Origin of the sequence: Streptomyces sp. NBC_01445 (assembly GCF_035918235.1) — a bacterium.
Lineage (GTDB): Bacteria > Actinomycetota > Actinomycetes > Streptomycetales > Streptomycetaceae > Streptomyces.
Genome location: NZ_CP109485.1, coordinates 6,542,885 through 6,557,299, shown reverse-complemented (window position 1 = coordinate 6,557,299; position 14,415 = coordinate 6,542,885). Strand labels below are relative to the sequence as shown.

At 71.9% G+C, this 14,415-nt stretch carries 15 protein-coding genes; 10 read left to right on the top strand and 5 right to left on the bottom strand.

Features of this window, described 5'->3' with window-relative positions; genetic code table 11:
• Nucleotides 1-24: 24 nt before the first annotated feature.
• The 5 genes from OG574_RS29840 to OG574_RS29820 are packed head-to-tail and all read right to left on the bottom strand — an operon-like array spanning nucleotide 25 to nucleotide 4,280.
• Nucleotides 25-621, bottom strand: coding sequence for a hypothetical protein (locus tag OG574_RS29840; RefSeq protein ID WP_326775728.1), 597 nt, complete (start codon nucleotides 619-621; stop codon nucleotides 25-27).
• Nucleotides 618-1,994 carry a hypothetical protein gene (locus tag OG574_RS29835; protein ID WP_326775727.1) on the bottom strand — a complete coding sequence of 459 codons (1,377 nt, stop codon included), beginning with the start codon at nucleotides 1,992-1,994 and terminating at the stop codon, nucleotides 618-620. Before OG574_RS29835 ends, OG574_RS29840 begins: the two co-directional genes overlap by 4 nt.
• Nucleotides 1,991-2,767 carry an ABC transporter ATP-binding protein gene (locus tag OG574_RS29830; protein ID WP_326775726.1) on the bottom strand — a complete coding sequence of 259 codons (777 nt, stop codon included), beginning with the start codon at nucleotides 2,765-2,767 and terminating at the stop codon, nucleotides 1,991-1,993. The genes OG574_RS29835 and OG574_RS29830 overlap by 4 nt, the downstream gene beginning before the upstream one ends.
• Nucleotides 2,764-3,723: a zf-HC2 domain-containing protein gene (locus tag OG574_RS29825; protein WP_326775725.1), complete on the bottom strand. Its 960-nt coding sequence runs from the start codon at nucleotides 3,721-3,723 to the stop codon at nucleotides 2,764-2,766. Before OG574_RS29825 ends, OG574_RS29830 begins: the two co-directional genes overlap by 4 nt.
• Nucleotides 3,720-4,280, bottom strand: a complete 561-nt coding sequence (locus OG574_RS29820; protein WP_326775724.1) for an RNA polymerase sigma factor — start codon at nucleotides 4,278-4,280, stop codon at nucleotides 3,720-3,722. Before OG574_RS29820 ends, OG574_RS29825 begins: the two co-directional genes overlap by 4 nt.
• A 186-nt stretch (nucleotides 4,281-4,466) precedes the next feature.
• Here OG574_RS29820 and OG574_RS29815 point away from each other — a divergent pair, with 186 nt between their 5' ends.
• The 10 genes from OG574_RS29815 to OG574_RS29770 all read left to right on the top strand — a co-directional run bounded on the left by OG574_RS29815 (nucleotide 4,467) and on the right by OG574_RS29770 (nucleotide 14,404).
• Entirely contained in the window at nucleotides 4,467-5,645 is a 1,179-nt protein-coding gene (locus OG574_RS29815; RefSeq protein ID WP_326775723.1) for an ROK family transcriptional regulator, read from the top strand.
• Between the two features lie 75 nt (nucleotides 5,646-5,720).
• A complete protein-coding gene (locus OG574_RS29810) occupies nucleotides 5,721-7,058 on the top strand; it encodes an ABC transporter substrate-binding protein (RefSeq protein WP_326775722.1) in 1,338 nt (445 codons plus the stop codon).
• Between the two features lie 17 nt (nucleotides 7,059-7,075).
• Nucleotides 7,076-8,011 carry a carbohydrate ABC transporter permease gene (locus tag OG574_RS29805; protein WP_100594160.1) on the top strand — a complete coding sequence of 312 codons (936 nt, stop codon included), beginning with the start codon at nucleotides 7,076-7,078 and terminating at the stop codon, nucleotides 8,009-8,011.
• 5 nt (nucleotides 8,012-8,016) lie between these two features.
• Nucleotides 8,017-8,940: a carbohydrate ABC transporter permease gene (locus tag OG574_RS29800; RefSeq protein WP_326775721.1), complete on the top strand. Its 924-nt coding sequence runs from the start codon at nucleotides 8,017-8,019 to the stop codon at nucleotides 8,938-8,940.
• Nucleotides 8,941-8,948: 8 nt separating this feature from the next.
• Nucleotides 8,949-10,214, top strand: coding sequence for a 6-phospho-beta-glucosidase (locus tag OG574_RS29795; RefSeq protein WP_326775720.1), 1,266 nt, complete (start codon nucleotides 8,949-8,951; stop codon nucleotides 10,212-10,214).
• A complete protein-coding gene (locus OG574_RS29790; RefSeq protein ID WP_326775719.1) occupies nucleotides 10,205-11,197 on the top strand; it encodes an N-acetylglucosamine kinase in 993 nt (330 codons plus the stop codon). Before OG574_RS29795 ends, OG574_RS29790 begins: the two co-directional genes overlap by 10 nt.
• Nucleotides 11,198-11,279: 82 nt before the next feature.
• A complete protein-coding gene (locus OG574_RS29785; protein WP_326775718.1) occupies nucleotides 11,280-11,744 on the top strand; it encodes a DUF3995 domain-containing protein in 465 nt (154 codons plus the stop codon).
• Nucleotides 11,734-12,246, top strand: coding sequence for an RNA polymerase sigma factor (locus OG574_RS29780; RefSeq protein ID WP_326775717.1), 513 nt, complete (start codon nucleotides 11,734-11,736; stop codon nucleotides 12,244-12,246). Before OG574_RS29785 ends, OG574_RS29780 begins: the two co-directional genes overlap by 11 nt.
• Nucleotides 12,243-12,719, top strand: a complete 477-nt coding sequence (locus OG574_RS29775) for a hypothetical protein (RefSeq protein WP_326775716.1) — start codon at nucleotides 12,243-12,245, stop codon at nucleotides 12,717-12,719. Before OG574_RS29780 ends, OG574_RS29775 begins: the two co-directional genes overlap by 4 nt.
• Nucleotides 12,720-13,012: 293 nt before the next feature.
• Complete coding sequence (locus tag OG574_RS29770; protein WP_326778673.1) at nucleotides 13,013-14,404, top strand: hypothetical protein; 1,392 nt, start codon at nucleotides 13,013-13,015, stop codon at nucleotides 14,402-14,404.
• The last annotated feature ends 11 nt before the right edge of the window (nucleotides 14,405-14,415 follow it).

The following is a 14,415-nucleotide window of genomic DNA, read 5'->3' as shown; positions in this document are numbered from 1 at the left end:
GTACCGGCCGGGCTGTTGCCCGCCTCAGTGCCCGGCCCGTGCGCCGCGCCGGGCGTAGAGCGCGCCGCCGAGCGCGAAGAGCATGAGCGCCGCGGCCCAGGCGCCGCGCTGCAGCCCCGTCTGCATGGGCCAGGACAGGACCGTCGCCTCCCGCATACGGGGTGACGAGAACGACAGATAGACGGTCGAGAAGTACAGCATCGCGGGCAGCCAGCTGAGCCGCGCTCCGATGACCACTGCCGCGAGGGCCGTGATGCCGGTGGCGCCGAGGACGTTGCGGATCATCGCCGGTGCGCCGTAGACCTGTGTGTCGCCCGGCACCGCGAGGGCGAGGACGGCCGCCGCGAGGCCGGTGAGGGCCAGCAGATGGGCAAGCCGCCGTCGCCACCACGGGCGTACCGCCGTGCGGTCCAGTTCTTCCGCGTGCTGATGGAGGCTGGTGCCGATCGCGGCGGAGGTGAGCAGCGGGGCCAGGGTGAGGAGGGGGACGCGGCGGTACGGGTCGAGGAACGCGTCCTGCTGGGTCCCGGCCCACAGGGTGAAGAGCGCCGCGCACAGGAACATGAGGAGCGTGAGGGGCAGGCCCCGCGAGCGGGCGTAGAGAGCCAGGGGTGTACTCACAGTGACGGGACCTCCTTCGGGTCGGGGGCGCAGTCGCGGGCGGTCGCGAAATAGCGGCTCAGCCAGGCGCGGCGCGTCTCGGGGGACATCGCCTTGAGGTGGTCCAGGGCCGCCTCGTCGGCGCGGTCCTCGGCGAGTCTCTTCTTGTCGCCCCGGTGCACGACGAGGTTCTGGTCGCGTATCTGCTCCTGGAGGCGGCTGGGCGCCAGCCAGCGCGTGACAGCCTGGTCGGTCCGGGCGATCCGTGCGTCCTGCGCCTTCAGCGTGGGGCAGTCCTCGCGGACGAGCTTGTGGGCGGCCTCCCACGCGTACTGCTGCGGGTCGGTCAGCTCGCCGCGCACCACACCCCAGCCGATCGGCGTGAGGTCCGGCAGCTCGGCCTCGTCCTCGTGCGGACGGCGCGGCAGGTCCTCGAAGCGGACCGGCAGGTTCTGTACGCCGTCCAGGCGGCCCATGAGCCCCGAAAGGGCGTCCGACACCTTGGGCAGCATCCCCGGGTAGGCGGCGCTGACGCAGACGCGCGGAGCGGAGTCGTCGCACACCTGGCGCTGGGTGAGGGGGTTGCGCTGCCACATGGATTCCCCCGTCTGTACGAGGACGGTGGCCGCGGCGAGTGCGGCCACCAGGGGGACGAGGGCGGTGGCGCGACGGCGCGCCGCGTGCGCGAGGACGACCGTCAGGGCGAGTGCGCTCCCCCACAGGGCGAAGACGAGGGGCTGCCACCACACGGGCACCGTGGTGCTGCCGAGCGGAAACCCTCCGGCGGGCCCGACGAAGCGCACGGCGGAGTCGGCAGTGGAGGCGAGGCCGAAGAGGACGTAGCCGCCCAGGGCGAGGACCGGGGCCGCGAGCCGCCACGGCACCGTCCGGCCCGCCACATGCCCGAGCAGTGCGCACGCGCCGACCGTCAGTGCGTCGCCGAGGAACACGAGCGGCAGGGGGTGTCCGGCGGAGGTGTAGGGCAGGCTGGCCAGCAGCGAGCCGACGGCCGCGAGGGCGTATCCGCCCATCACCCACAGCGCGACGGGCAGCGCGCAGACCAGGAACTGTGCCAGCGGGCCCCGGGGCATCGACGCCCTCAGCTCACCCATCCGCGTCCGGCGCTCCCGTCCGCCCTGCCAGGCGCCCGCCGCGAGGGCGAGGGGGACGGCCAGGGCGGCGGCCGTGAGATGCAGGTTGCTCATGGTCTCGGGCCAGCTGCCCTGCCACTGGGCTGCTTTGGCCGCCATGAGGCCGCCCACGCTGAGCAGTGCGGCGAGTCCGGACCAGGGGGCGAAGCCGCGGAGCAGCTCGGCGCGCAGGGGGTGGTGGGGGCGGCCGGGCGCTTTCGGCGCCGGTGGGGCGGTGGCGGGTGCCTGGACGTCTGTGGTCATCGGCCCGCTCCGGCCGTGGCCGCGCGATGGCCTCGGAGGGCGGCCGTGTAGCCGCGTTCGGTGGCGTTGCCGTCGGCTTCGTCGCCGTCCGTGCCGAGGGCGGCGAGGGACGCGGGGGTGCCGCGGTAGGCGATCCGGCCGGTCTCGATCAGCGTCACCTGGGTGCAGGCCGCCGCGACGTCCTCCACGAGATGGGTGGACACGATGACGGTGGCTCCCAGCCCCAACTCACGGAGCAGTGAGCGGAATTCGACCCGCTGCTCGGGGTCGAGGCCGGCGGTCGGCTCGTCGAGGAGGAGCACCAACGGGTCGTTCACGATGGCCTGCGCGATCCCGACACGGCGCACCATGCCGCCCGACAGGTTCTTGATCTTCGCGTCGATACGGTCCGTCAGGCCGACGCGCTCGACGGCCCGCTCGACCGCGTCGGGCGTGAGCGCGGCGGGCATCTCCTTCAGCCAGGCGACGTACGCGACGAACTCGCGCACGGTGAAGCCGGGGTAGTAGCCGAAGTGCTGCGGCAGATAGCCGAGTTTGCGCCGGGCCGTGCTGCGCTCGCGCGGCTTGCGCAGGTCGCCGCCGAGCATCTCCACCCGGCCGCCGGTGGGTTCGGCGACGGTGGCGAGCACCCGGATGAGGGAGGTCTTGCCGGCGCCGTTCGGGCCGAGGAGGCCGTGGACACCGGGGCCGAAGCCGAGGTCGACGCCGTCGAGCGCGGGGGCGGGGGTCTTGCGGTGCCGGACGGTCAGTCCGGTCACTCGAATCGTGCTCACGCCTTCTCCAGGTGGTCGTATGCGGAGCGGCAGACGGCGAGGACAGCGCCGGACAGCGCTATCGCGGCCGCCCAGCCTGCTTGTGCCGCCGCTCCGTCGAAATAGAGGGAGATCTGTTCGGTGAGCCGTTCCGTGAGGCGGCCGGGGCTGTCGCCGCGCGCGGCCGTGGGCACCGCGAGTGCGAGCAGCCAGCCGCCGCCGACGAGGAGGGTCGCGGTGCGGCAGCCGAGGAACGCGGTGAGCGCCAGCGACGCGAGCGTCAGGGCGAGTCCCGGCAGCAGCCAGGCGGCGGCGCCGGGCACCTGCATCTCGTACGGGACGGGCCCGCCGTGGCCCGCGCTCATCGTGCCCGGCAGCAGCAGCCCCGCCACGGTGAGCAGCGGGACGCAGACGGCGAGGACGGCGGCCGCGCGCGTCAGGAGCAGCCGCAGCCCGCCCGACGGCGAGGTGGCGGCGAGCTCGTACGCCGGGTCCGCGTGCCGCCCGTAGGACAGGGCGATCCCGGCGACCGGCAGCACGGGGGCCAGGGCGAGCAGCAGGGGCCGGGCGCCCTCGTACCCTCCGGCCTTCCCCAGCCCGACGGCCCCCGCGGCGACGAGGAGCAGGGCCAGGGCCCAGGGCCCGCGCAGCGCGGGTCCGGCAGCCCACAGGAGCCGCCCGCGCCGTGGGCGGTGCGGCCCCGCCGGCAGCGAGTGGCCCTGCGGTGACGCGGCCCCCTCGACGGCGGCCGGCAACTCCGCCTGGATATCGGCGAGTACGGCCGCGCGGATCTGCGCCAGTTCGGCCCCGGCGGTCCCGGCCCGTACCGCCCGGGACACCCGCGTGGCGCAGGCCCCGCAGCTCTCCAGATGCTTCTCCACGGACCAGTCGCCCGTCTCGGTCAGGAGCCCGTCCGCGTAGCGCGCGGCGAGTTCCTCGCCGACGTGCCAAGCCGATCCGTGCCGTTCGCCGCTCATGCGGTGCCTCCCATCGGCGTCAACTGGCCGAGCGCGGTGCGCAGTTCACGCCGTGCCCGCATCGCCCGGGTCTTCACGGTGCCTTCCGGTATGCCGAGCAGGCGGGCGGCCTCGCGGGTGGTCAGACCGTCGATGACCGTGGCGCGCAGCACTTCACGCAACTCGGGTGAGATGCGGCCGAGCGCGGTGCCCACATCGCCGTACTCAAGCCCGTCGAGCACGTGCTCCTCGACGGAAGGGACGTCGGCCGTGGGTGCGTGCGCGATCTGCTCGGTGCGCTCCTGAACCCGTCGGGCGTCGACGAGCCTTCGTGCGGCGATCACCCAGAGCCAGCCGCCGGCCTCCGCGCCCCGGTGCGAGGCGGCGGAGCGCCACACGGTGACGAAGGTGTCCTGCAGTACTTCGCGGACGACTTCGGGATCCGCGCACCGCCGGCTGAGCCGCGCATGCAGCCATCCGGCGTGCCGGTCGTAGAGCGCGGCCATCGCGGCGGAGTCCCCGCCGGCGACGGCGCGCAGCAACGCCGCGTCCGAGTCGTCGTCTCCCTGGCCCCCCATGGGGCGGAACAGTCTCACAACCCCTCTATCGACGGCGCGCGCCGCTTCGGTTCACGGGGCGGGCCCGACCGGGACAACGACTTGGCCACCGCCCGCCCGCACCCTATTGACGCCGCCTTCACCCACGGCTTACGTTCCTCGCACCCAATAGGAAACCTTCCTAACAGTGCTGCGAGGAGACAGGTCATGGCCGGTACGGCCCCGGGAACCCCCGGCACCCCGAGCGTCCTGCGCGCCATGAACGACCGCGCGGCCCTCGACCTCCTCGTCGCGCACGGCCCACTGACCCGCACCCGGATCGGAGAGCTGACCGGCCTGTCCAAGCCCACCACCTCCCAGCTGCTCAGCCGACTGGAAGCGGTGGGCCTGGTGCGCACCACGGGCAGCCAGACCGGCCGGCCCGGTCCGAACGCCGTGCTGTACGAGATCCACCCCGGCGCCGCCCACATCGTGGCCGTCTCCGCGGACCCCACCGGGATCACCGCCGTGGTCGCCGACATCGCCGGCGCCGAGCGCGGCCGCTGCCGCATCGAGGCCGTCGCCGTCGCCGACGACGTGCGCAACCGCACCGCCCAGCTCGTCGCCGAGGCCTTCGACGGCGCCCTGCGGCTGGCCGGGCTCGGCCACGGCGACATCACGGCCACCGTGATCGGCACTCCCGGCGCCATCGACCCGCACACCGGCCAGCTCCGGTACGCCCCGCACCTGCCGGGCTGGCACTCGCGCACCCTGCTCGCCGAGCTCGCCGAGGTCCTCGGCACCCCGGTCTCCATCGAGAACGACGTCAATCTCGCCGCCATCGCCGAGCAGTACGAGGGCGCGGCGCAGGACCACGACGACTTCGTGCTGGCCTATGTCGACGAGGGTGTCGGCGCGGCGATCGTGCTCGGCGGCGTGCTCCTGCGGGGCGCGACCGGCGGCGCGGGCGAGATCGGCTACATGCCGCTGCCCGGCGCCCCGCTGGCACGCGGCGGCGACGAGGAGATCGCCGGCGAGGACGCGGGGGGCGGCTTCCAGAGTCTGGTCGCCGCACCCGCCGTGCGGCTGCTCGCCGGGGGCGCCAAGGACCTCGTCGAGGCCCTCGCCGACCCCGCCGTGCTCGACGAGGTGGCCCGCCGCCTGGCCACCGGGCTCGCCGCCGTCGTCGCCGTCGTCGACCCCGAGCTCGTCGTCCTTTCGGGACAGGTCGCCCAGGCCGGCGGCGAGGCGCTGCGCGTCCGCGTCGAGGACGAACTCACCGGGCTCGCCCTGCCGCGGCCCCAGCTGCGTATCAGCGATCTCGACGACGACCCGATCCTCACCGGCGCCCTGCGCTCGGCGCTGACCCAGGCCCGCGACATCGTCTTCGACACCAGCAACGTCTGACCCCGCTCCATCCCCTCCCCCTCCTCCACCTTTCGCCACTTCCTCCAACTCCCGTACAGGTAAAGGACGTTCGCCATGCCGCGATGGCGTATACCCCTGCGCGCGCCCGTAGCGCTCGCCGCGGCCGGACTGCTGCTGTCCGGCTGCGCCAACCCGAGTGTCGGCAGCGCCGACGACGACCCGGCGAAGCCCGTGACACTGAAGTTCTGGCACGGCTGGTCGGCCCCCGGCGAGGTGAAGGCGATCAACGACTCGATCGCCCGCTTCGAGAAGCTCCACCCGAACATCAGGGTCGAGTCCACCGAGAACGTCACGGACGCCACCATCAACCAGGCGCTGCGGGCCGGCGGCGACAAGGCACCCGACGTGGTGACCTCGTTCACCACCAACAACGTGGGCCAGTACTGCGACTCCGGCATGTGGGCGGACCTCGACCCGTTCATGCGCAAGAGCGGCCTCGACAAGGCGAAGGTCTTCCCCAAGACCCTCCTGGACTACACGAGTTATGACGGCAACCAGTGCGCCCTGCCGCTGCTCGCCGACGCGTACGGGATGTACTACAACAAGGACGCGTTCAAGGAGGCGGGCATCAGCCGGCCGCCGCGGACCATGTCCGAGTTCGAGGCCGACGCGAAGAAGCTCACGAAGCGCGCCGGCAGCTCATACAAGCGCGTCGGCTTCATGCCGAACTTCCGTCTGTACCAGAACAGCCCCGACCGGCTCTTCGCCCAGTGGGGCCCCACCTACTTCGACGCCAAGGGCGACTCGCGGCTCGCGAAGGACCCGGCGACGTACAAGTTCTTCGACACCGCCCACAAGCTCGTCGAGGCGCAGGGCGGCTACAACGCCCTGGAGCGCTTCCGCACGTCCTTCGGTGACGAGATGTCCACGCAGAACGCGTTCATGAGCGGCAAGCTGGCGATGCACCTCGACGGTGAGTGGCGCGGCCTGATGATGAACGAGGCCAAGGTCGGCTTCGACTGGGGCGTGGCACCGCTGCCGGTCCCCGACGACCAGGCCGAGACGTACGGGCGCGGCTATCTCACCGGCACCGTCGCGGGCATCGCGCACAGCAGCAAACACCAGAACGCGGCCTGGGAGCTGGTGAAGTTCCTGACCGCCGACACCGATCAGGTCGTCAGCTTCGCCAACGCGATCCACAACGTGCCGTCCACGTTCGCCGCCCTCAAGTCGCCGAAGCTGGACGCCGATCCGACGTTCCGTACCTTCCTGGACATCGCGCAGAACAAGTACAGCCAGGTCATGCCGCCCTCCACCAACGGCGGCATGTACGTCACCTCGCTGCAGGACTTCTCGTACTCGGTCGAGGCGGGCAAGGTCCACGACCTCAAGAAGGGTCTGCGCGAGCTCGACCGGCAGATCGACGCCGACACCCTTCAGTCGAAGAGCTGAGGAGCGGGAGTCCCATCATGGCCTTGACACTGTCCAATCCCGCGCGGCGCAGACTGCGTACGCTCGGCTTCCTCTCCCCCTGGCTGATCGGCTTCAGCGTCTTCTTCGCGTACCCGCTGATCGCCACCGTCTACTTCTCGTTCATGCACTACAACCAGATCCAGAAGCCCGACTTCGTGGGGCTGCGGAACTGGAAGTACGTCTTCGAGCAGATGCCGCTGTTCGGTCCCGCCCTGTGGAACACGCTGTGGCTGGTCGTCGTGATGGTGGCCCTGCGGGTGGTCTTCGGGCTCTCCCTCGGACTGCTCATCACGAAGATCAAGACCGGCGCCGGCTTCTTCCGTACGGCCTTCTACCTGCCCTACCTGGCCCCGCCGGTGGCCGCGACCGTCGCTTTCGTCTTCCTGCTCAACCCGTCGACGGGACCGGTCAACGAGGTCCTCGCGCACCTCGGAATCACCGGACCGAACTGGTTCAACGACGCCGCCTGGGCCAAGCCGTCCCTGGTGATGCTCTCGCTGTGGGGCATCGGCGACCTGATGGTGATCTTCATGGCCGCGCTGCTCGACGTACCCAGGGAGCAGTACGAGGCCGCGGAACTGGACGGCGCGGGCGCCTGGTCGAAGTTCCGGTACGTGACCTGGCCGTCGATCACACCGATCGTCATGTTCGCGGTCGTCACCGGCGTCGTACAGACCATGCAGTACTACACGCAGGCCCTGGTCGCCGGAAAGATCGCCTCCGGCGTCTCCATCGGCCCCGGCAGCGTCATCCAGCCCGGCTACCCGGACCACTCGACGCTCACCGTCCCGCAGCTCGTCTACTCGATGGGCTTCCAGAACTTCAACACCGGCGCGGCGTGCGTCCTCTCGCTCGTGCTCTTCGCCATCGCCATGGCCGTGACCATGCTGCTCATGCGCAAGCGCTCGGGCCTGCTCGCGGCGGAGGACTGATCAAGATGACGTCTACGACACTCAGCCCCACCCCCACCCCCACCCCGACCGCCGCTCCCGCCGGCGCCTCACGTCAGCGCGGCCCCGCCGCCGCGCGCGCCCGCCGCAAGCGCGTCCTGCACTGGATCGCCGTGCACAGCGTCGCGATCGCCGTCGCGCTGCTGTTCATCCTGCCGTTCGTGTTCGTCTTCCTGACGTCCGTGATGAGCGACAGCCAGGCGATGAGCGGCGACCTGTGGCCGGACTCCTGGCACTGGGACAACTACAAGGCCGTCGTCGAGACCGACGGCTTCCTCGACTGGTGGAAGAACTCCCTGCTCTACGCGGGCCTCGGGACGCTGTTCACCGTGTGCTCGGCGATCCCCGTCGCGTACGCGCTCGCCAAGTTCCGCTTCCGCGGCCGCCGGACGGCGATGATCCTCGTCATCTCGACGATGATGCTGCCGCCGCAGGTCATCGTGATCCCGATGTATCTGGTGTGGGCCCAGCAGTTCCATCTGTCGGGCACCCTGTGGCCGCTGATCATCCCGATGGCGTTCGGCGACGCGTACTCGATCTTCCTGCTCCGTCAGTTCCTCCTGACGATCCCGAAGGAGTACATCGAGTCGGCGAAGGTCGACGGCTGCGGTGAGCTGCGGACCCTGCTGAAGATCATCGTGCCGATGGCCAAGCCGGGCATCGCCGCGATCGCGCTGTTCCAGTTCTTCTACTGCTGGAACGACTACTTCGGGCCGCAGATCTACGCGGCCCAGAACCCGGCGTCGTGGACGCTGTCGTACGGCCTCGAGTCCTTCAAGTCCGCACACAGCGTCAACTGGAACCTGACGATGGCCGCGACACTCCTCGTGATGGCGCCGGTCTGCATCGTCTTCTTCTTCGCACAGAAGGCCTTCGTCGAAGGCGTCACCCTCACCGGAGTAAAGGGCTGAGAACCGATATGAAGCTCGCTGTGGTCGGCGGAGGCTCGACCTACACACCCGAACTCATCGACGGATTCGCGCGACTGAGGGACACCCTGCCGATCGAGGAGCTCGTGCTCGTCGACCCGGCGGCCGACCGTCTGGAACTGGTCGGCGGCCTCGCGCGGCGCATCTTCGCCAAGCAGGGCCACCCCGGCGTCATCCGTACGACGAGCGATGTGGACGCCGGTGTCGCCGACGCCGACGCGGTCCTGCTCCAGCTGCGCGTCGGCGGCCAGGCCGCCCGCAACCAGGACGAGACCTGGCCGCTGGACTGCGGCTGCGTCGGACAGGAGACGACCGGCGCGGGCGGCCTCGCGAAGGCGCTCCGCACCGTGCCGGTGGTCCTCGACATCGCCGAGCGGGTGCGCCGCGCGAACCCGAACGCCTGGATCATCGACTTCACCAACCCGGTCGGCATCGTGACCCGCGCGCTGCTCCAGGCCGGGCACAAGGCCGTCGGTCTGTGCAACGTCGCGATCGGCTTCCAGCGGAAGTTCGCGCGGCTGCTCGACGTGACGCCGTCGCAGGTCCACCTCGACCACGTCGGCCTCAACCACCTCACCTGGGAGCTGGGTGTCCGCCTCGGCGGACCGGACGGCGAGAACGTGCTGCCGCGCCTGATCGGCGAGCACGGCGACGCCATCGCCGAGGACCTGCACATGCCGCGCGCGATCGTGGACCGTCTCGGGGTCGTGCCCTCCTACTACCTGCGCTACTACTACCAGCACGACGCGGTCGTGCGGGAGATGCGCACGAAGCCGTCGCGCGCCTCCCAGGTGGCCGCGATGGAGCGGGAGTTGCTGGAGATGTACGGCGACCCGGCGCTCGACGAGAAGCCGGAGCTGCTCGCCAAGCGGGGCGGCGCCTTCTACAGCGAGGCGGCCGTGGACCTGGCGGCCTCGCTCCTCGGCGGCGGGGGCTCCCCGTACCAGGTCGTCAACACGTACAACAACGGCACGCTGCCGTTCCTGCCCGACGACGCCGTGATCGAGGTGCAGGCGGCGGTCGACGGCAAGGGTGCGACGCCGCTGGCCGTGCCGGCGCTCGACCCGCTGTACGCGGGCCTCATCGCGAACGTCACCACCTATGAGGACCTGGCACTCGAAGCCGCCCTGCGCGGCGGGCGCGACCGCGTCTTCAAGGCGCTGCTCGCACACCCGCTGGTGGGCCAGATCGAGTACGCCGAGCAGCTCACGGACGAGCTGATCGCCCACAACCGGGAGCACCTCGCGTGGGCCTGAGCTCTTCTGTGAACGGCTGGGTGCTGGCGATCGACGCCGGCAACAGCAAGACCGACGTCGCGGTGGTCGCGGCCGACGGCACCGTCGTCGGCGCGGCCCGCGGCGGCGGGTTCCAGCCGCCGAAGGTGGGCGTCGAGGCCGCCGTCGACGTGCTCGCCGAGGCCGTCGACCGTGCGCTCACCGAGGCGGGCACGACCACGGTGGGACACGTCTCGGCGTGTCTCGCCAACGCCGACCTCCCGGTCGAGGAACGGGAGTTGGCGGCCGAACTGCGCGCCCGCGGCTGGGCCGCCTCCGTCGACGTACGCAACGACACCTTCGCCGTCCTGCGCGCCGGGCTCCTCAAGGACTCCGAGCCGCGCGGCGTCGCCGTCGTGTGCGGCGCCGGCATCAACTGCGCCGGGATGCTGCCCGACGGGCGCACCGCCCGCTTCCCCGCGATCGGCAAGATCTCCGGCGACTGGGGCGGTGGCGGCGGCCTCGCCGAGGAGGCCCTCTGGTACGCGGCCCGCGCAGAGGACGGCCGCGGCGATGCGACCGCCCTGATGCACTCCCTGCCCGCGCACTTCGGGCTGCCCTCCATGTACGCGCTGATCGAGGCGCTGCACCTGGGCCGCATCCCGGTGCAGCGACGGCACGAGCTGACGCCGGTGCTCTTCGCGACGGCAGCGGACGGCGACCCGGTGGCCCGCGCCCTGATCGACCGCATGGGCGACGAGGTCGTGGCCATGTCCGTGGTGGCCCTGGACCGGCTCGGCCTGCTCGACGAGGAGACCCCCGTGCTCCTGGGCGGCTCGGTGCTCGCCGCGCGCCATCCCCAACTCGACGACCGGATACGGGAGATGCTCACCGCGCGCGCCCCCAAGGCGGTACCGCGCGTCGTCACCGCCCGCCCCGTCCTGGGCGCGGCACTGCTCGGCCTCGACGCCGTGGGGGCGGACGAGGACGTGCACGCGCGCGTGCGGGCGCATTTCGAAAGCTGACCGAAGTCGTCGGGAACGTTTCGGCGGGACGCGTCCTCTGGAGGGTGTCGGTCACTCATCGCACCTTCCGGAGGACGCACCCATGCCCACCGACCGCACCGCCCGCCGCGCCGCCACTCTCATTGCCTCCGTACTGAGCTGCGACGCTCTGCTGCACCTCTGCTGGTCCACCGGGTCGACCTGGCCGGCGCACGACGTGAAGAGCCTGTCGTACGCCGTCCTGGGCGCGGACGTGCCCTTCACCCCGCCCGTCCTGCTGCCGCTCGCCACCGCCCTGTTCACGGCGAGCGGCGTCGTCGTCGCCCGCGCGCGCCTGAACCGCCCGCACGCTCTGCTGCGCCTGGGCACGTGGGCCGTCGCCGCCGGCCTCTCGCTGCGGGGCCTCGCGGGTGTCTACTGGCTCTTCACCAAGGACCCCGAGACCGCGTTCTACTGGCTCAACCTGGGCGCGTACACGCCGCTTTGCGCGGGTCTCGCGGCGGCCGCGGTCAGGGTCGCCCGGCCGGAGCCCGTGGCGCACAGGGAAGATGCCGTACGTGTCCGATGACGATGACAGGGCCGCGACCGTACGCCTCGTGCGGGCCGCCCAGCGCGGCGACACCCTCGCCATGGCCACTCTTCTGGACGAACTCGCCCCCTACGTAGGGCGCATCTGCGGACCGATCGCGCTCGACCAGGGCGCCGACGCGGCCCAGGAGGCGCTGGTCGCCGTTTTCCGCTCACTGCGCTCCCTCAAGGACCCGGCGGCCGTGCGGGGCTGGGTCCGCGCCATCGCCGTGCGCGAGGCGGTCCGCATGGCGCGGCGTTCGGCACGCGCGGTCCCGGCCGACCTGAGCACTCTGCCCGCACGCGGCGACCTCCAACTCGCCGCGGACATAAGGGATGTACTGGATCGGCTCTCCCCCGAGCACCGCGCCGTGCTCGTCCTGCGCGACGTGGAGGGTCTCGACGAGCGCGCCGCCGCCGAGCTGCTGGGCGTACGCGTGGGCACCGTCAAGTCCCGGCTGTCCCGGGCCCGTGACACCTTCCGGAAGGCGTGGACCTCATGACTCAGCTCCCTCAGCCGCCACAGCGGGCGCAATGGCCCCGGGCGGACCTAGACCCCGTACGCAGACTGCACGCGCTCGCGTCCGGCATCAGCGGCGCCCATGTCACCGAGGGGCGCGTGGACGCCCCGTACGCGCGGGTGTGGGCCCTTCTGGGCGACCTGGAGGGCGATTTCGGGCGCATCACGCCCGATATGCGGGGGCTGCGTGTGCTGCGCCGCGACGGGGAGCGTGTGGAGGCGCTGGCCATCAGTAAGTACGGCATGCGGGCCCGGCTGCGCGGGGTGCACCGTCCGGGCTGGTGCTGGCTGCAGAGCCGGTTCCTGCTGCTGGGCGTCGCGGCGGCGCCCGACGGGGACGGGACCCGGGTCGCGTTCACCGGCGGGGTACGGGTGCCGGGGCGGGCCGCGCTCGTCCCGGTGGGGGTGCGCCGTGAGGGCCGCCGTAGCCTGGAGCGGCTCACCGCTCTGCTGTGACCGGCGCGCGGGGAGGGAACCGATCGGATTCGTCTCACGTGTTCAAGGGCAGGGGCTGCACGACGGCGTGCGAGGGGGCGGTCGGTCCGGTGCGTTCGCACGCCGATCCGAACAAGATCCAGTCAATGGCTGTGCGAATGTCCGTCCCTGCGGCAATACTTGCGGCCGTGCACTTTCGCCCGCGCTCCCCGCACGCCGGACGGAAGTGACGGACGGATGACCATGGGGGAGGTCGAGTGAACAACCCGCCGAACGGCAGCGCGGCGCCGCCGGGGACGGTCGGCGCGCCCACGATGCCGTCCGTGCCGCCGCAGGTGCGGCCGCCGCACGCGCAGGGCCCGGAGCCCGCCGCGCCCGCGCCCGCGCGCGGCACCGCGTGGGCGGAGGGCGTCGACCGGGTGCGCGCCGCGGCGACGACGGAGCCGGGGCGCCTGCGCATCATCGGCGCCGTGCTCGCGCTGCTCGTCGTCGCGTTCGGCGCGGTCACGGCCTGGCAGATGACCGACCGCTCGGCCGCCGCGGACGACGTCCTGCACAGCAGCCAGCCCCTGAGCGCCGACGCGGCGGACATCTACCGCTCGCTCGCCGACGCCAACACGGCGGCGTCCAGCGGCTTCCTCGCGGGCGGCCAGGAGCCGGCCGAGACGCGGGACCGGTACGAGAAGGACATCAGCACCGCCGCGGCCAAGCTCGTGACGGCGGCGGCGAACTCGGACCCCGACTCCCCCTCCACGGCCGCCATTTCGAAGCTGAACAAGCTGCTGCCGCAGTACAAGGGCCTCATCGAGCGCGCTCGGGCGAACAACCGGCAGGGCTTCCCGCTGGGCGGCGCCTACCTGCGGTACGCGAACGAGACGATGCAGGAGCAGATGCTCCCCGCGGCCGAGGACCTGTACAAGAAGGAGAACGAGCGGCTCCGCTCGGACTACGACAGCGCCACGCCCTACCCCTGGGCCGCGATCGGCCTCGGCGTCGTCGCGCTCGGCGCGCTCGCCTGGGCCCAGCGGCGCAACTACCGCCGGACGAACCGCGTGCTCAACCACGGCCTGGTCGCGGCGACGGCCGCGTCCACGGTCGTCCTCCTCTGGCTCGTCGTCGGCCACAGCGTCGCCCGCGCGGGTCTCCACGAGTCGTACGACCACGGGGTCCGCTCGCTGAACGTGTTGCACGACGCCCGCATCGCCTCCCTCAAGGCGCGGGGCAACGAGAATCTGACGCTGGTCAGCCGCGGCGCCGAGACCGTCGAGGTGAAGGGCGTGGCCAAGGACGCCTTCGACGTGGACTACCAGAACCAGATGAAGACGCTCGCCACGAAGCTCGGGGACGCGACGAAGCTCGCCGACGACAGCAATGGCAAACGGCCCGTCCTGGCCGCGGGTGACAACATGCGGGTGTGGCAGGACCGCCACAAGGACGCCCGCGAGCAGGACGACGCGGGCAACTACCAGGGGGCGCTCGACAAGGTGATCGGCTCGGCGCAGGACAAGCCGACCCGCGAGTGCTTCGACAACGTCGACAAGGAACTGCAGTCCGCCCTGACGCACGAGCAGGCGGAGTTCAAGCAGGCGGCCACCGACGGGCGCGGTGCGATGACGGGGCTCCCGGTGGGCGCCGCCGTACTCGCCGTCCTCGGCGCGGCGGGCGCCGTGCTCGGCATCGGGCGCAGGCTTTCGGAGTACCGGTGAGAGAGGGGGCG